Annotated in this window: 18 protein-coding genes; 11 read left to right on the forward strand and 7 right to left on the reverse strand. The window is 69.2% G+C overall.

Going from position 1 to position 16,660, the window contains the following annotated elements:
• Position 1: 1 nt before the first annotated feature.
• Together P5P27_RS19815 and P5P27_RS19820 are read right to left on the reverse strand one after the other, a co-directional pair.
• A complete protein-coding gene (locus P5P27_RS19815) occupies positions 2 to 727 on the reverse strand; it encodes a cutinase family protein (RefSeq protein WP_006898095.1) in 726 nt (241 codons plus the stop codon).
• Positions 728 to 730: 3 nt separating this feature from the next.
• Complete coding sequence (locus P5P27_RS19820) at positions 731 to 1,456, reverse strand: DUF6474 family protein (RefSeq protein ID WP_039868111.1); 726 nt, start codon at positions 1,454 to 1,456, stop codon at positions 731 to 733.
• Between the two features lie 132 nt (positions 1,457 to 1,588).
• On the opposite strand from P5P27_RS19820, the gene P5P27_RS19825 reads away from it, so the two are divergent.
• Complete coding sequence (locus P5P27_RS19825; protein ID WP_278125719.1) at positions 1,589 to 3,253, forward strand: TM0106 family RecB-like putative nuclease; 1,665 nt, start codon at positions 1,589 to 1,591, stop codon at positions 3,251 to 3,253.
• 46 nt (positions 3,254 to 3,299) lie between these two features.
• On the opposite strand, the gene P5P27_RS19830 is transcribed toward P5P27_RS19825, so the two are convergent.
• A complete protein-coding gene (locus P5P27_RS19830) occupies positions 3,300 to 4,061 on the reverse strand; it encodes an SDR family oxidoreductase (RefSeq protein ID WP_006898092.1) in 762 nt (253 codons plus the stop codon).
• 120 nt (positions 4,062 to 4,181) lie between these two features.
• Positions 4,182 to 4,910 (reverse strand): TMEM165/GDT1 family protein, encoded by a 729-nt coding sequence (locus tag P5P27_RS19835; RefSeq protein ID WP_006898091.1) that lies wholly within the window; start codon positions 4,908 to 4,910, stop codon positions 4,182 to 4,184.
• Positions 4,911 to 5,070: 160 nt separating this feature from the next.
• On the opposite strand from P5P27_RS19835, the gene P5P27_RS19840 reads away from it, so the two are divergent.
• From P5P27_RS19840 to P5P27_RS19855, 4 genes are all read left to right on the forward strand, one after another.
• The gene (locus tag P5P27_RS19840) at positions 5,071 to 7,098 is read left to right on the forward strand and encodes an ABC transporter ATP-binding protein (RefSeq protein WP_045539365.1); all 2,028 of its coding nucleotides are present in this window, start codon (positions 5,071 to 5,073) and stop codon (positions 7,096 to 7,098) included.
• Complete coding sequence (locus P5P27_RS19845; protein WP_006898089.1) at positions 7,098 to 7,847, forward strand: energy-coupling factor transporter transmembrane component T family protein; 750 nt, start codon at positions 7,098 to 7,100, stop codon at positions 7,845 to 7,847. Before P5P27_RS19840 ends, P5P27_RS19845 begins: the two co-directional genes overlap by 1 nt.
• A 71-nt stretch (positions 7,848 to 7,918) precedes the next feature.
• On the forward strand, positions 7,919 to 8,875 hold the full coding sequence (locus tag P5P27_RS19850) for a helix-turn-helix domain-containing protein (protein ID WP_006898088.1): 957 nt from the start codon (positions 7,919 to 7,921) through the stop codon (positions 8,873 to 8,875).
• Positions 8,872 to 9,420 (forward strand): dihydrofolate reductase family protein, encoded by a 549-nt coding sequence (locus P5P27_RS19855; RefSeq protein WP_006898087.1) that lies wholly within the window; start codon positions 8,872 to 8,874, stop codon positions 9,418 to 9,420. The genes P5P27_RS19850 and P5P27_RS19855 overlap by 4 nt, the downstream gene beginning before the upstream one ends.
• A 103-nt stretch (positions 9,421 to 9,523) precedes the next feature.
• Here the strand turns inward: P5P27_RS19855 and P5P27_RS19860 are convergent, their stop codons facing one another.
• Both P5P27_RS19860 and P5P27_RS19865 read right to left on the reverse strand, forming a co-directional pair.
• On the reverse strand, positions 9,524 to 10,153 hold the full coding sequence (locus P5P27_RS19860; protein WP_045539355.1) for a superoxide dismutase: 630 nt from the start codon (positions 10,151 to 10,153) through the stop codon (positions 9,524 to 9,526).
• A 123-nt stretch (positions 10,154 to 10,276) separates the two neighbouring features.
• The gene (locus tag P5P27_RS19865; RefSeq protein ID WP_156150494.1) at positions 10,277 to 10,420 is read right to left on the reverse strand and encodes a hypothetical protein; all 144 of its coding nucleotides are present in this window, start codon (positions 10,418 to 10,420) and stop codon (positions 10,277 to 10,279) included.
• A gap of 117 nt (positions 10,421 to 10,537) precedes the next feature.
• Between P5P27_RS19865 and msrA the strand changes: the two genes are divergently transcribed.
• Positions 10,538 to 11,257 (forward strand): peptide-methionine (S)-S-oxide reductase MsrA, encoded by a 720-nt coding sequence (gene msrA, locus P5P27_RS19870; RefSeq protein ID WP_006898085.1) that lies wholly within the window; start codon positions 10,538 to 10,540, stop codon positions 11,255 to 11,257.
• Positions 11,258 to 11,266: 9 nt separating this feature from the next.
• Entirely contained in the window at positions 11,267 to 12,331 is a 1,065-nt protein-coding gene (locus tag P5P27_RS19875) for a winged helix DNA-binding domain-containing protein (protein ID WP_278125726.1), read from the forward strand.
• Positions 12,332 to 12,359: 28 nt separating this feature from the next.
• Here the strand turns inward: P5P27_RS19875 and P5P27_RS19880 are convergent, their stop codons facing one another.
• A complete protein-coding gene (locus tag P5P27_RS19880; RefSeq protein ID WP_006898083.1) occupies positions 12,360 to 13,094 on the reverse strand; it encodes a VOC family protein in 735 nt (244 codons plus the stop codon).
• Positions 13,095 to 13,537: 443 nt separating this feature from the next.
• On the opposite strand from P5P27_RS19880, the gene P5P27_RS19885 reads away from it, so the two are divergent.
• Genes P5P27_RS19885 through P5P27_RS19900 form a run of 4 tightly spaced genes read left to right on the forward strand, consistent with a single transcriptional unit; the run spans position 13,538 to position 16,659 of the window.
• Positions 13,538 to 13,888 (forward strand): rhodanese-like domain-containing protein, encoded by a 351-nt coding sequence (locus tag P5P27_RS19885; protein WP_006898082.1) that lies wholly within the window; start codon positions 13,538 to 13,540, stop codon positions 13,886 to 13,888.
• Complete coding sequence (locus P5P27_RS19890) at positions 13,888 to 14,850, forward strand: DUF4328 domain-containing protein (RefSeq protein WP_278125729.1); 963 nt, start codon at positions 13,888 to 13,890, stop codon at positions 14,848 to 14,850. Before P5P27_RS19885 ends, P5P27_RS19890 begins: the two co-directional genes overlap by 1 nt.
• The gene (locus P5P27_RS19895; RefSeq protein ID WP_085950764.1) at positions 14,847 to 15,635 is read left to right on the forward strand and encodes a glycerophosphodiester phosphodiesterase family protein; all 789 of its coding nucleotides are present in this window, start codon (positions 14,847 to 14,849) and stop codon (positions 15,633 to 15,635) included. The genes P5P27_RS19890 and P5P27_RS19895 overlap by 4 nt, the downstream gene beginning before the upstream one ends.
• 58 nt (positions 15,636 to 15,693) lie before the next feature.
• On the forward strand, positions 15,694 to 16,659 hold the full coding sequence (locus P5P27_RS19900; RefSeq protein WP_006898079.1) for a DUF5926 family protein: 966 nt from the start codon (positions 15,694 to 15,696) through the stop codon (positions 16,657 to 16,659).
• Position 16,660: the final 1 nt, after the last annotated feature.

Below are 16,660 nucleotides of genomic sequence, written 5' to 3' on the forward strand. Positions count from 1 at the left end.
GCTACAGGTGCCGGGCGACGTAATCGGCGGCCTGATCGGCCATGCCGTTCACCGAGTACAGCAGGTGCAGCGCGTTCGGGCCGCCGAGCGGTGCGCCGTTGCAGATCGTGTCGCCCTGGATGCAGTACTCGACGGTCCGGTTCCGGTAGACCGCCTGCGGCTGGACCGGGGGAGCGCCTGCCTCGCGGAGGAAGCGCGCCGACGGCGGTGCGAACTCCACTACGGCGGCGATGTGGGGCGCGACGGCCGCGGGCAGGGGTTCGGGCACGTATGTGCGGTACTGCTGATAGCGATCGGGGACCCGGTAGGCCGAACTGATCGCGTATCCGGCGAGTGCGCCGCCCTGCGAGTAGCCACCGATGACGATCCGCGTGTCCGGGCACGCGGCGGCGATCGACTTCACCCGCCGCTGCGCGGTCTTGACTCCGTCGACGAAGGTGCGCGCGAACGCGAGCCGGTCGGTGAAGTTGCCGCTCGCGGCGTAGTCGACGGCTTCGATGCGGACAGACTTACCGGGCAACCGGTTCCTGACGGCGTTGCCGAACGCGATCCCGGTGACGCCCAGCGGGGGAGCCTCCTCGACGGTGCCGCGCGCGAACAGGACGTGCACGTCGACGCACCGCGGTGCCGCGGTCGAGGGGGCGCGGCCGAGGGTCGCGCCGCCGGTCAGCAGACCGGCGGCCGCAACGATCAGGCAGGACAGCAGCGCGAGTACCCGGCGCGTCACGGCTCAGCCCGCCTGGACCGGATGGACGTTGAGCCGCGCCAGCAGATCGTTGTCGATCGCCGTCAACTCGTTGTCGATGGCGCGCTGGGCGTTCTTCCGCTGCTGAGCGGGCATGGTGTCGGCGGCATCGGCAGCGACCTGGAGGTTGTCCAGGCGGCTGGACATCGCCGAGACGAAGGCCTTGCCCTCGGCCGACTGCTCGAGCGCCGCGACCTCGTCCGCGGTGGCGCGACAGGCCGCGATGCGCGCCCGCAGCGATGCGCTGGGGCCGCCGTACTGGGTCAGGAGCGCCGGCGACACGCCCGCTCGGCGGGCCTGGACGGCGGTCACCTGGCTGCGGGCGCCGACCGCGGCCCGATACGCGATCGGAACCACGATCGGGGCCGCCATCCGGGCCACCGCGAGGTACCGCTTCATCTTCGCCGGCGTGAAGAACGCCGCGGCGGCGTCGGCCTTCGCCTGTTCGGCTATCGCCTTGGCCTCGGCGGCCGCCGCCTTCTGCTGGGCCTTGCCGGTGGCCTTGACCGTTTTGCGATCCTGTTTCTGCGCCCGCTTGTGGAACTTGTGCTCATCCTTGAGCCGACGCTTCTGCGCCTTGCGGCTCGCGCGGGACTCGGCCTCCGCCTGGACCTCGGCGCGTTTGCGGATCGCCTTCTCCTCCGCCTTGCGAACCTTCGCATCGGCCTTGCGCTGAGCCCTCTTCGAGCTCATAGATGAGAGCAGTCCCATGGCGACCTTCCCGTCGGATACCCGACACCTGCGATCAGTTGTCTCCAGCTTTGCATAGTCTCTGTGGGTAATGAACAACTCGGCCCCCGTGGCCGTGTTGCCGCTCGGAAACGGAAAGTCGAGGCCGATCACGTGGGATCTGCGATTCTCGGTGCGCGGAATCTCACGGGTTGCGAGCACCGGCTGGCGCTCGACTCCGCGGCTGCCGCGGACGGTGTCGCGAAGCCGGAGACCGCCGAGGCGAATCGACGGATCGAGGCAGCTCAGGCGCATCGACGTCACGTGCTCGATCTGATTCGCGGGTTCTGGAGCGACCGTCCGGAGGGAACGGTCGTCGTGGTGGAGGCGGCCGATCACCGAGACCGGGTGGCGGCGACCCGTGCGGCGATGGATCGCGGGGCGCAGTGGATTCTCCAGGCCGCACTGCCGACCGACGTGGAGCGCGGCCGTCGCGGTCACGCCGAGGCGCTGCTGCGGCAGGGGGAGGGCTACCTCCCGATCATCGTCGTCAACCACCGTGTCACCACGACGATCGCCGAACCCCGCGAGAGCGAGGTGCCGACGTTGCGGACCAGTCCGTTGTTCGGCTGGCACCCCGAGCCGGATGCGACGCGGTCGTTCCGCAGCAGGCGCGGCGACGTGATGCGGCTGGCGCAGATCGCGGCGATGCTCGACGACCTCGGACGGCTGCACGCCCCGCGGGAGGAGGCGCTCGGCGGACTGATCGGTCTCGACGCCGACTGCATCGTCGTGGTCCCGCTCGGCGAATCGGCCCACGACTACGACGAGACCTTCGATCGCCGCCGGGCGATCGCCGCGGGGGACATCGCGACCTCGCCCCGACGGGTGAGCGAGTGCCGCAGTTGCCACTGGTGGCCGCGATGCGAGGCCGAACTCACTGAGAAACGTGACGTGAGTCTGGTGGTCGGCGGGAACCAGGGGCAGATTCTCCGCGACATCGGGGTCGTCACCATCGATCAGCTCGCCGATTATCGCGGCGCGGAGCCGGCCGAGTGGGTGGGTGCGGTGCGCTTCGACGACACCGTCGTGTCCGCGAAGTGCTGGGTCCGTGACATCCCGCTGGTCCGGCGGCACGACCGCCCGCGCGTCCAGCGGGCTGATGTCGAGGTCGACGTCGACATGGAGAGCTATTCCGAGCGCGGCGCGTACATGTGGGGCACACTCCTGACCGACAACACCGATCCGGCGCGGCCGGTGGCCTATCGTCCGTTCGTCACGTGGGATCCGCTGCCCACGCGCGACGAGGGGCGGTCGTTCGCGCAGTTCTGGGCGTGGCTGACGGCCGAACGCGATGCGGCGCGTGCCGCAGGCAAGACGTTCGCCGCCTACTGCTATTCGCAGCATGCCGAGAACCGGTGGCTGCGCGGCAGCGCCGACCGGTTCGCCGGCATGCCGGGTGTTCCGTCGCGGACCGCGGTGGACGCCTTCATCGCATCCCGCGAGTGGGTGGACGTGTTCGAGGCCGTCAACGACAACTTCGTGTGCCCGAAGGGTAAGGGACTCAAGCGCATCGCTCCGGTGGCCGGATTCAACTGGCGCGACGACGAGGCGGGCGGCGAGGCGTCGATGGAGTGGTACGCCGCCGCGGTGGGTTTGGACGGCGCGGTGCGCGACGAGAGTCAGCGCGAGCGTCTGCTTCAGTACAACGAGGACGACGTCCGCGCCACCAAGGTGCTCCGCGAATGGATCGACTCGGACGAAGTGCTCGAGCTTCCGCTGGCCGCCGATCTGTTGGCCGAGAACGCCGGCGGCGGCGTTCGGCCCGGCGGGCGGTGACGGGCCGGCGTTCACCGGCCGGCCCGCCACCGCTGCGCGAGGTCCTCTAGCGCGGAGCCATGCGCAGTGCGCCGTCCATGCGGATGGTCTCGCCGTTGAGGTAGTCGTGGGAGACGATGAACGCCGCGAGGTCGGCGTACTCCGAAGGCTCGCCGAGACGCTGCGGGAACGGGATGCCCGCCTCGAGCGTCTTCTTGAACTCGTCGGTGACGCCGGCGAGCATCGGGGTGTTGATGGTGCCCGGGGCGATGGTGCACACGCGGACGCCGGCTCGAGCGAGGTCGCGGGCGGCGGAGATCGTCATGGCATGCACGGCACCCTTCGAGGCCGTGTAGGCGATCTGCCCGATCTGGCCCTCGAAGGCCGCGACCGACGCGGTGTTGACGATGACGCCGCGAGCGCCGTCGTCGGTGACCGCGGACTCATGCTGCATCCGGTTGGCGGCCAGGCGCATCACGTTGAACGTGCCGACGAGGTTGATGTCGATGACCTTGCGGAAGAGCTCCAGATCGTGCGGGCCCTCCTTGCCGAGGATGCGTGACGCCCAGCCCACGCCCGCGCAGTTGACCGCCGCGCGCAAGGGCAGACCGGCTTCGGCGATCTGATCGATGACGGCCTGGACCTCGGATTCGCTGGTGACGTCGGCGGCCACCAACTGCACGCCCGGGACGGACTCCGCCTTCTCGATCGACTGCGGCAGGTCGATGCCGAAGACGGTCGCTCCCTGCTCGGCGAACCGACGTGCCGTGGCGGCACCCAGGCCGGATGCGGCGCCGGTGACGATGACTGCGGAACCTGTGACGTCCATGGACGAATTCCTTTCAGGCGGGTGCGGCCCGCACCGGACCGGGCACCGTGACGGATTGATCGGCCACAACCCCGAGCGCTCGCTCGGTAGGGCCGATGCAATAGTACCCGCAAGCCTCTCTCAGTACAGTTCGCGGATCCGGTCGGCTTCGGCGACGTCGTGTTCGGCGACCTGCGAGCGCGCCTGCCTGCGCCGATGCGTCACCCGGATCCAGAACACACCCGCGACGACGATCAGGACCGCGGCCGGGACCGCGACGGCCACGAGGACTCCGGAAGCACCCGACAGACCCTCGACCAGCAGCCAGACGGCGAATCCGAAGAACAGGACCGCCGCGCCCACCGCGATGGCGCGCTCGGGGAGATGCCTGCCGAGCAGTCGGCCGACGGCGATCGCGAGCGCGTCGGCGGCGACCATGCCGACCGTCGAGCCGATCCACACGCCCACCCAGTCGTGATCGGTGGCGAGCGTGATGGTGGCGAGCATCGTCTTGTCGCCGAGTTCGGCCAGCATGAACGAGCTCATCACGGCCAGGAACACCGATGCACCGACCCGTCGCGCCCGGGCGGACTCCTCTTCGTCGAGCTCGTCGCCCCGCAACGTCCAGAGTCCGAAGACCAGCATCGACAGTCCGGCCAGCACCGACATGATGTCGGACGGTATCGACAGGCCCAGGAAATGACCGAAGAAGACCGAGACGGCGTGGACGAGGGTGGTCGCGGTCAGGATCGCGGCCAGTACCACCCACCAGCGGTATCGGAGAGCGTAAGTCATCGCCATGAGCTGAGACTTGTCGCCCAGCTCGGCGACGAAGATGATGCCCGAGCTGAGCATCAGAGCGGCGAACATATCGCTAGGTTAGGGCGGCCTATCTGCCGTACGCAACAGATCGACGGCCTGGAAAATCGCTGGTAGGGAGCCCAAAAGGGGTGATTCGGGTACCCGTACCGACCCGCCCCGGGAGCCCTGAGCGTCGGTGTCCGGCACCCCGACCGGGCACAATGGACAGGTGGTCAGCAAAGCAATCGACGTCCCGGCGACGCCGACAGGGGGCCTGCGTGCCCGTGAGATCGCGGCCATCGCGATCTTCAGTGGTCTGACGGTGGTGCCCGCCGTCATCGTCTCCGTGGTGCCGTTGGCGGCGGCGCTCGGGTTCATGACACCGGTGCCGGTCGCGCTGCTCGCGGCGCGCACCCGCCCGCGGGCGGTCCTGGCGGCGATCGTCACGACGGTGGCGGTGACCTTCGTGGTCGCCGGACTGGGGCCCGCCTTCGCGGTGCTCGTCTCGGCGGTGATGGGCGGATTGATCGGCGAGGTGCATCGGCGCGGCGGGCGGATGCCCGCCATGGCGCTGATGTCGCTGCTGGCCTCGCCGATCCTCGCCGGGGTGTCGGTACTGCTGATGTGGGTACTGGTGCCGCTGCGCAAACTGGCACTCGAAGTCCTCGACAACGTGCTGACCGGAATCGCGAAGACCGCGCGCGCGATCAGACTCGACGCCGTCGGCGACGCGATGGACGCGCTCTCGCGCAATGTGGTCGACAACTGGTGGCTGTGGATGTGGATTCCCGGCGTGATCGGAACGCTGGTGACGCTGCTGATCGCCGGGTGGCTGCTGGGCAAGGTGCTCGACCGCCTCGACGAGGTGCCGCTGGAGGACACCCTGGAGATCGCCGGGATCGCCGACGGCGATCGCCCCGTGGAGCCCCTTCCGCTGCGCATGGCCGGGGTCGGCTACACCTATCCGGGGTCGGACCGGCAGGTGCTCCACAACATCGACCTCTCGCTGATCAGCGGTGAGTTCGTGGCTGTCGTCGGCGCAAACGGTTCCGGGAAGTCGACGCTCGCCAAGCTCTTGGCCGGGGTGGATCCGACCATCGGTATCGTCGACCGCCCGGGTGCGCCCGGCCTCGGCCGAGAGGGCGGAACGGCACTCGTCCTGCAGCGGCCCGAAGCCCAGATGCTCGGTGCGCGGGTCGCGGACGACCTCGTGTGGGGACTGCCCGACGACGCGGAGGTCGACGTCGACGGACTGCTCGCGGAAGTGGGTCTCGCCGGACTCGGCGACCGCGAGACCACTGATCTGTCCGGCGGTCAGCAGCAGCGACTGGCGGTGGCCGCCGCGCTCGCGCGCAGCCCGCAGCTGCTCATCGCCGACGAGGTGACGTCGATGGTCGACCCGGTCGGGCGCGCCGAGTTGATCGAGATCCTCGCTGAACTCCCGCGCCGCCGGGCGATCACCGTCGTGCTGATCACCCACCGCGACTCCGAGGCCCGCGCCGCAGACCGCGTGATCCACCTCGAGGCGGGCCGGGTGGTGGAGCACCATCCGGAGTGGATGCGGCCGGAGGCGATCAGCCCCCCGCTACCGCAACGGCACGACGAGCACGGGCAGGCGCTGCTCGTGGTCCGCGATCTGGCGCACACCTATCTGCCCGGATCGCCGTGGGAGGTCACCGCGCTGAAATCGGTGAACTTCCAGGTCAATTCCGGTGACGGTGTCCTCATCGTCGGCGGCAACGGCTCCGGGAAGTCGACCCTCGCCTGGATTCTCGCCGGACTGATCACCCCCACCCGCGGCTCGGTGCTGCTCGGCGGTGAGCCGACGGCGGAGCGGGTGGGCGACGTGGGACTCGGCTTCCAGCACGCGCGACTGCAATTGCAGAAGACGACGGTCGCCGACGAGATCATGGCGGTGGGCGGTCTCGAAGTCGGTACCGCCGAGGTCGGGCATGTGCTCGACCTGGTCGCGTTGCCGAGGGAGATCGCCGCGCGGCGGGTAGACGCCCTCTCCGGAGGTCAGATGCGCCGCGTGGTGCTCGCCTCCCTGATCGCCTCGGGGCCGGAACTCCTGGTGCTCGACGAGCCGCTGGCCGGACTCGATCCGCAGGCGCGCGAGGAGGTCCTCGCCGTCCTCGCCGGACTGCGGGAGAAGGGCGCGACCATCATCATCATCTCGCACGATCTGGAGTCGCTCGATCGGGTGTGCAACCGTCGGATCGAACTGGTCGACGGTGTGCTGGAAGGCGGTCTGTGATGCAGATTCCGATGCTGCGCGAGATCCCCGGCGATTCGCCGGTGCACCGGCTGTGGGCCGGCAGCAAGCTGATCATCATCTTCGTCCTGGGGCTCATGACGTGGGTCCTTCCCTCCTGGCCCGGGCTCGGCTTCGTCGCGATCTGCCTGATCGCCTTCGTGCTGATCGCCAAGATCCCGCTCGGCGCGCTGCCGCGGCCGCCGTGGTGGTTCTGGGCGCTGATGGCGGCGACGGTGGTGTGGTCGTGGATCGCCCGCGGCAGCGACGGCGGCATCACGGCGTTGCGCGGGGTTCTCCTCGGCCTGCTGGTGGTGTCGATGTCGGTGCTCGTGATCTGGACGACTCCGATGGCCGAATTGGCGCCGGCGCTGGCGCGCCTGATGTCGCCGCTGCGGATCCTCCGGCTTCCCGTCGACGAATGGGCCGTCACCATCGCCCTGGCGCTCCGCGGCCTTCCGCTGCTCGTGGAGGAGATCCGGCTCCTGTGGGCCGCGCACCGACTGCGACCGCGGTCGAGTTCGGACTCCGGACACCCTTCGGCGGAGCTGTCGGTGCTCGACATCATCGTGGCCGCGATGTCGTCGGCCATGCGGCGCAGTTCGGAGATGGCCGAGGCCATCACCGCGCGCGGCGGCACCGGGCGGCTGACCGCGTATCCGTCCCGTCCCGGCCGCATCGATGCGCTGGTGCTCGGGGTGTTCGCGGTGGCGTGTGCGGCCGCGGTCACGGTGAGCGTGATCTACCTGTAGTCAGCGGCGGCCCGTCGAACACAGCAAGAACGGTCAAGCGTCCGGCCGAGCGCCCCGGGGATACTCGGTGCATGAGCGAACCGAGGCCCGATCCGCTGCGCATGCTCCTCGACGCGGTTCTCGACGACGCGAACGACGATCTCGATGCGATGGCGGGCGAGGCGTACACCTCGCAGTTCCACTTCGCGCGGCAGGTGCGGCAGGGAAGTGGCGAGTCGCCGGTGGCGCTGCGGCGCAGAGTGACCCTGGAACGAGCCGCGTGGCAACTGCAGCGCGGCGCCTCGGTGACCGAGACGGCCTTCGCCAACGGCTACGGATCGGTGGAGGGGTTCAGCCGGGCCTTCGCCCGCGCGTACGGACACCCCCCGACGGCTCTGCCGCCCGCCGATCGATCCGGCCACTGGCTGCCGGCCCCGAACGGCATCCACTTCCATTCGCCGACCGCGCTCTACGTGGACGCCGGCGACAGCCGCACGGCAGGCTCCGGACCGGCCGGGGACGTCGTCGAGATCATGTCCAGGCACGACGTCGCGGACATCGGTGTGCTGATCGACGCCGTCGCGCAACTCGGCGACGACGAGTACACGCGGCGCAGGCTGCCCGGGAGCCGTCCGCGTTCTTGGGACGGGCCGGACGAATCACTGTCGGAGGTGATGTGGCATCTCGTGGTCAGCAAGCAGCCGTGGCTGGCGACGATCGCCGGCGAACAGATGCCCGACCTCACACCGGTCCGCGAGATCGGGGCGCTGAGGGACCGGCACGCCGATGTCTCCGCGCGCTGGCTCGCCACCGTCCGCGACATCGATCGTCGCGACGCTTGGTCGGACCGAGTGGTCGATGCGCTGTGCGTACCGCCCGAGTCCTTTCTGCTGGGCCAGATCGTGGCTCATGAACTGACGTTCTCGGCACACCGTCGGCTGCTGGTGCGATGGATGCTCCGCGACGCGGGCGTCGACGTCGACGTTCCGGCCCTCGACCCCGACCCGATCGTCTGGCACCGACGCCACACCGGAGGAGGAACCCCATGACCGACTACACGTACTACACCGCTTCAACACTCGATGGATTCCTCGCTGATCCGGACGATTCGCTCGACTGGCTGCTGTCGCAGCCGATCGACGAGGACGGTCCGTTCTCGATCGCCGACCTGATGGCGGCAACCGGCGTGATCGTGATGGGCGCGACCACTTACGAGTGGGTGCTCGAGCACACGCCCGACGAGCCGTGGCCCTATCCGGATCAGCAGACCTTCGTCTTCAGTCACCGCGAACTGCCCCTGGTGCATCCCACGGTGAGAGTGATCTCCGGAAGCCCTGCCGAGCACCGCGAACTCCTGGAGACCGCGGCCGGTGAACTCGGCGTGTGGGTGGTCGGCGGCGGCGGCCTCGCCGCCGCCTTCGCCGCGGACGGGATGCTCGACGAGATGGTGGTCTGCTACGCCCCGGTCGCGCTGGGAGCGGGGCGGCCGCTGTTCACCCGGCCCTTCGACTTCGAATTGCTCGAGACCGCCCGGAACAAGGCCTTCGTGATCGCGCGCTATCGCGTGGTGGGGGCCAGGGGCCCGTCGCAGTGACAGTCGGACCGGTCCCTTCCGGGCCGGCCCCTCCCGAGACGCAGAGCGGCCCGGCACCTTTCGGTGCCGGGCCGCCGTGCCGGGTATGTCGCCGGGCCCAGTGTCAGGCCGGGACGATGAGGCCCGCGCCCTGGGTGCGGGCGCGATCGAAGCGCTCGCCGGCGTCGGCCCAGTTCACAACGTTCCACCAAGCCTTGACGTAGTCCGGCTTGACGTTCTGGTAGTCGAGGTAGAAGGCGTGCTCCCACATGTCGAGCATGACGACCGGGATGAGGGCGGCGGAGGTGTTGCCGCTCTGGTCAGTCAGCTGCTCGATGACCAGACGCTGTCCGATGGTGTCCCAGCCGAGGATGGCCCAGCCGCTGCCCTGCAGGGTGGTGGCCGCCGCGGTGAAGTGGGCCTGGAACTTGTCGAAGCTGCCGAAATCGTTGGCGATCGCGTCGGCGAGGTCGCCGACGGGCTTGTCGCCGCCGTTGGGCGACAGGTTCTTCCAGAAGATCGAGTGGTTGGTGTGGCCACCGAGATGGAACGAGAGGTTGGCCGACAGTCCGTAGACCTTGCCGGCGATGGTGCCGTCTTCGCGCGCCTCGGCCAGCTTCTCCAGAGCGGTGTTGGCACCGTTCACGTAGGTCTGGTGGTGCTTGCTGTGGTGGAGCTCCATGATCTTGCCGGAGATGTGCGGCTCCAGGGCGCCATAGTCGTAGTCCAGCTCAGGCAGAGTGTATTCAGCCACGATGGTCCTCTCTGTGGAAAGTGTGAAAGATCCGTACCCGGGTCTGGTTTCTACATTTCCGTAGACTGAGACGCTTTGCAACAGAGGGCGGCCGACTGCGCGAAACCCGCCGACCGCCCGGGCTCAGATGAGCACGACGAGCACGATCGCCACGATGATCGCCGCGATGGTGGCCGCGGTCGCGGCGCACTGCTGTCCGATGTGCAGGTCGAGACGTGAAGTGTCCTCCGCGGGCCGATCGAGTGCTGACCGTGCCTGTCCCGCCATCGTTGAGCCTCCCCGACTGTTGGACGTGATGTGCCTCACACCAGACTTCCTGGGTACCAGACGCTACTCGGGATCGACGGCCCCGACAACCGTCCGGATCGACGTACGCTGGAATGCATGAGCCTCTTCGATCGGATTCTGGCCGCAGCCGACGTCAAACGCGTGATGGTGGCTCGCGACGACGCACTTCCCGGCCGTCGGGCGCCGATGCCGATACCGGCGGAGCATCGGGTGCTGCATCGGCCGCTGCGCGGGGCGGCCGACGAGAACGGAGAGTTCGCTCCGGCGGGTATCGGCGACTGGGGCCCGGACCTGCGCGCCGTGGTGTTGGCCGGTGGATGCTTCTGGGGGTTCGAGGAGATCTTCTGGCAGCTGCCCGGAGTCCACACCACCGCCGTCGGGTACGCGGGCGGCTACACGCCGAATCCCACGTATGAGGAGGTGTGCACCGCACAGACCGGCCACACCGAGTCGGTGCTTGTGGTCTACGACCCGGAGGTGCTGACCTTCCAGAAGATCCTCGAGGTCTTCTTCACCTCGCACGACCCCACCCAGGAGATGCGGCAGGGCAACGACATCGGCACTCAGTACCGGTCGGCCGTCTTCACCTTCGACGAGGCCGAGGCCGACCAGGCCGCGGCCGCCGCACGCCGGTTCGAACCGGTCCTCGCCGCTGCCGGCTACGGTCCGGTGACCAGCCAGATCTCGCTGATGTCGGAGGCCGGCGACGGGATGTTCTACTACGCCGAGGACTACCACCAGCAGTATCTGTTCACGAACCCCAACGGATACCGCTGCCATGCCACCACGGGCCTGGAGTTCCCGGCGGCAGGCTGACTCGCGGCCGTGACCGGAGCGATCAGTCTGCGCCAATGGAACCGCACGCTGCTCGAGCGGCAACACCTGATCGAGCGGGTGGACGAGGACGCCGTGGAGGTCGTCGACCGGTGCGTCGGCCTGCAGTCGCAGGATCCGCAGGCCGCGTTCTATGCGCTCGCCTCCCGGATCGAGGACTTCGATCCAGCCGAATTGGACAGTTTGATCCAGGATCGATCGATGGTCCGGATGGCGCTTCAGCGGGGCACGGTCTTCCTGATGGACGCCCTCGACGCGCGGTGGATCAGGGCGCTGCTGAGCCCGACGCTGATCAGCGGGGCTCGCCATCACGTCCGACGACTCAACGGTCCGGCCCCGGACGAGGTGGCGGCCGTGGGCGCGCGGATCATCGGCGGTGGACCCGAGCCCGTGACGGCGGCCCGGCTGCGTACGGCGCTCTCGGAGATCTGGCCGGCCGAACCCGTCGACGCGATGGCCGCGGTGGTCCGGGCGTGGATGCCGCTGGTCCAGACGCCCCCGCGGGGACTGTGGCGACGGTCGGGCGGCCCGGCCTTCCGACTGCTGGACGACTGGATCGGACCGGGGGAGCCGGCCGTCGCCGGTGATGAGGCGATTCGCGACCTGATCCGCCTCTACCTGAGGGGTTTCGGGCCGTCGACGGTCGCGGCGGTGCAGACCTGGTCCGGTCTGCGCGGACTGCGCCCGGTACTGGAGCAGATGACGGACGACTGGGAGTTGGTGCGTCTCACCGGACCCGACGGACAGACGCTGTACGACCTGGACGGGCTGGCGCTCGCTGATCCGGAAACCGCGGTGCCGATTCGGCTCGTCGCACCCTTCGACACCGTGATCTTCACCGACGCCGACCGCGCCCGAGTCGCCGACCCGGACGTCTACGCGCGGACCGTGACACCCAACGGGCAGTCGCCGGGATTCATCCTGGCGGATGGGCGACTGGCCGGGACCTGGCGGCGGACGGCGGCCGGCGTCGAGCTCACCGAGCTCGTGGACCTGCGGCCGGCGCAGCGCCGTGAGTGTGAACGTGAGGCCCGCAGACTCGCCGAATTGGGCTGACGGACGCGTGGGGCAGCCGGGGGTGGTCTCACACACCGGTCCGCGGATTGCGCGCAGTGATGCAGTAGAGCCGGCCGCACGGGTCGGCCATCTGCACACAGTCGGCTGAGCGCGCGACGACCGTCGCGCCCCAGCCCTCGTGCCGCTCCACTTCGTCCGGCACGTTGGTGGCGGCGATCGCGGTGTGCGCGCTGGCGACGCTCTCGTCGGTCCGCATGATGACGACCTGCAGCGAGAGTCGGGGACTGTTGTTGAGAGCGACCGCATCGACGCCCTCGGTGGGGCCGGCGTCTTTGCCGGTGAGTCCGGCCCAGAACTGCACCTCGGTACCGAAGTCGGCGGACGGCACCTGGAATCGGAGCTGATCGATGATGCTGATGCCTCCTCCGGGCCACCGGATGGGCCGGGCCCGGACTGATTCGTTCCGCCACGGGATGAGGCAGAACACGCCGCCGGCGGGCGAGCGCATCGTCACGACACCGTCGGCGACGGACTCGACCGTCGCGCCCCTCGACTCGGCCTCGAGCATCGCCTGCGACGGATCGTCCACGTGGAGATCCAGATGCATCCCGCCCGGACCGTCGTCGACCCGCTGAACACGCAGATAAGGGTCGCCGTGGAACGGTTCGAGCGTCGCGAACTCCTTGAACTCGCCGCGCGGCGGGGACACCGTACTGCCGGAGATCGCGCGCCAGAAGGTCACCTCAGCGCCGAATTCGGAGGCCGGGAAGTCGAAGAAAGCGGTGAGCCAGCGCACGTGCACAACCTCGGAGTGTAGTGTGCCGCGATCAGCGCCCGAGCAAGTCGCAAGTAGAACTTGAGGGTTTGTTCGACTGGGTTATCCCCACGTTGTCCACAGTGCACTTGGGGAAGAATCGCTTGGCCGTCAGGCGACAATCCAGGGGAAATGCGATGAAGATTCAGGGAATTGTCAGCCGGAATGAGACGTGCGACACAGAAAGTCTTGCTTTCACCTCCCCTTATCCACAAATCCACAGGGCTGTCCACAGGACTGGCGGAGGTTGTGGGTATGTGTGGATCGACAGTGCGACACGCCGCTGTGGATAAAAATATGCAACCTTGCATATGGGTGAGCGCGTTGCGCCGCTGGGCGGTTGTGGTAGCGCCGAAGGCTCCGCGATGCGATCATCCGCGGCGGCTCCGCATCGAGTTCGGGGCACTTGTGGAAGCATGGGAACGGTGAGCATGGACGAGATCGAGACGGTGGCGGTCACCGACCTCCCCGACGACTTCAGCGATGTCACCGACAAGGTCCTTCTCGACGTTCGAGAGAACTACGAGTGGGAGGAAGCCCACGTGCGCGGGGCGCTGCACATCCCGCTCGACGACGTGCCCGCGCGGATCGACGAGATCGACCTCGACTCCGAACTCCTGGTGATATGCCGGACCAGTGGGCGATCGTTCCGCCTGCTCCAGTACCTGGCGATGCGCGGCATCGACGGAACCTGCGTGGAGGGCGGCATGGTGGCGTGGCAGGCGGCGGACAAGCCCGTCGACACCGGAACCGAAGGGATGTACGGGAGCGGCGACGCCTGATGCTCGACGTCTGCCCCAGCTGCCGCATCCAGGCGCCGCATCGCGAGGGACGTGAACTGTGCCCGCGCTGCGGCCGTCGGCTCATGGTGCTCGACGCACAGGGCCGCGTGGTTCAGCGGCCGCAGTCCGGTGCCGCGCGAGGGGCTTCGGCACCGCGCACGAGTGTCGCGCGGGCCGGTCTGCGCTGGGTCGCCGACCGTCCGGCCGAGGCGCGTCCGGCTCCGGTCACGGTCCGCGCGCACGAATGGACGCCGACCCCGTCGTACCGGTACATACCGCGCTGGGGTCTGTCGGATCGCGGGCCGATCTCGCCGGGGGAGAACCCGGAGCCCGCGGACCCCGGCGACGTGCTGCTGCGCGCGCTGCGGATGGCGACCTCCATGCTCGGCGCGGCGGCGGTGGTGCATCTGATCCGGTACGTCATCGCGGCCGTCAACCGCTCGACGCCGATTCCGATGTGGCTGGATCTGCTCTCGGGCGCCGCGGTGCTCGTCTTCGGAGTCTTCGCCTTCGTCGCAATGCTGGTGGCACTCGTGGCCTTCGTGCGCTGGCTGCTTCCGGCGCGGGCCGCAGCGTATCGGGCCGCCGACCGCCGGGACCCGCGGCCGGCCCGCGTGGTACTGGCGCTGGCGGCGGTGCCGCTGGCCAATGTCGTCGGAGTTCCCCTGCTGCTCAGCGAGGCCGCGCTGTGCGGCGACGCTCCGGCTCCGGCGATCGGACGCATCAAGCGTCTGGGGACCGCGTGGGCGATCGTCAATCTCGTCGCGCTGATCGCGGTCTGCTATCGAATCGGCTCATGGTTCAGCGACTCGGTCCAGGTGAGCGCCAATGCGCTCGCGCTGGTCACGTTCTCGCTCGCGGTCTCCGCGGTCTTCGCCCACTGGGTGGGTCCGCGGCTGGTGACGGTCCTCACCGGCCCGGTCGGTTCCAGCGCATCCGGACGACGACTGGTGGCGGCATGATGTCGGCGGGTATCTCGCGCTCGGGCAAGCCCGCGGTGGTCGCGCATCGCGGCGCCTCCGGCGAGTTGGCCGAGCACACGTTGGCGGCTTACGAGCTGGCGCTGTCGCAGGGCGCCGACGGCCTCGAATGCGACGTCCGGCTGACCGCCGACGGCGAACTGGTCTGCATCCACGACCGCACCATCGACCGGACGTCCGACGCGAGTGGTGTGGTGAGCGAGATGAGCCTGGCGCAACTGCGTGAATACGACTTCGGCTCGTGGCACCGAAGCGGCCGGGCGGCGTCGGTGCTCACCCTGCGCGAATTGCTCACCCTCACCCTGGACTGGCATCGGCCGGTGCGCTTGTTCATCGAGACCAAGCATCCGGTCCGCTTCGGCAGCATGGTGGAGCTCAAACTCCTCGAAGTCCTCCACGAGTTCGGCGTCGCTGCGCCGCCGTCGGCCGACCACAGCCGTGCCGTCGTGATCTCGTTCTCCCCGGCGGGCGTGTGGCGGGTGCGGCGCACCGCACCGATACTCCCGACGATCCTCCTCGGCGACAGCATCCGCATCATCGGCGGGACGGCGGCGACGGCTGTCGGCGCCACCGGTGTCGGACCGTCCATCGAGACCCTGCGTCTGCACCCCGACCTCGTCGATCGGGCCGCCGCAGCAGGCCGCGTCACTTACGCGTGGACGTGCGACGACCAGGCCGACGTGCAGCTGTGCGCCGACCTCGGCGTGCGCTGGCTGGCGACCAACTACCCGGCCCGAGTGCGGGACTGGCTCGTCACGGTGGAGTGAGACGTCAGCGATCGGGTGCCCTCGTGCGCCGCGTCCCGGCGGATGAGAGGCTGGTCGCATGGGAAAGAAGAGCAAGCGCGGCAGCGGCCCGCGTCCGGGGAGCAATCGAGCCGAGCGGGTCGCCGCCCGCAAGGCGCGGCAGGAAGCCGCACTGGCGGCGCCGGCGCGCCCGTTCCAAGGACTCAAGGCGGAATGCGATCTGGTGGCGTTGCGCGCCTTCATCGCTTCCGCCACTGCCCGGGTGCCGTTCGCCGCAGGGTTCGACGCGGCGCACGAAGCCGACTTCGCGACCATTCTGCCCGGTGCGGTGCCGGCCCAGGTCCGGCAGCGCGACGCAGCGGTCTTCGGCGAGCGCGGAGCGGCGGAGGGGGACGAGGGCGGGAAGGTCACCGGAGGCCTCGTGGCCCTGCAGACCAACCCCGAGCCGGCCGACCTCGCCGGCTCGCTGTCCGCGGCGCTGACCTGGGCGAGTGCAGCCGCCGCCGGCGACACCTACCCGGGCGGCGTACTCGGTCGTCCGCTCACCGAGATCATCGACCCGGAGGCCGAACTCCAGGTGGTCGTGCATGAGGACTTCGGGTGGTGGTTCGCCGACGACTCCGACGTTCCGGCGGAGCTCTCGATGATGCTCGAGCGCGCCAACGCGACAATCCTTCCGACCGCCCGGCTGCACCCGTCGAGCGGGGTCGGTGCACCGTGGTGGGTCGACGCAGGCGATCGTGCACATCTGAGGTGGGTGCGTCCGGAGGAGGAGACCGCGTTGATGAACGCACTCGCCCGCGTGCACGCGGCCGGCGGGCTGACCTTGGGCGAGGGTTCGCGCTTCGCGGGTTCGTTCCGCACCCACGGTCTGGTGGTTCCGGTCTTCGACCTCGATCCCGAGGCGCACCACGAGGAATGGCACTCGGGAGTCGAGGAGTTCGACGCCCGGCTGACCGAGGCGCTGGCCGAGACCTCCGACCTCACCGCCGCCGAGCGAAGCTCCCGGGCGGGCATCATCGGGCGTCAGGTCACGCTGCGGTAGC

Origin of the sequence: Gordonia sihwensis (assembly GCF_029632925.1) — a bacterium.
Taxonomy (GTDB): domain Bacteria; phylum Actinomycetota; class Actinomycetes; order Mycobacteriales; family Mycobacteriaceae; genus Gordonia; species Gordonia sihwensis.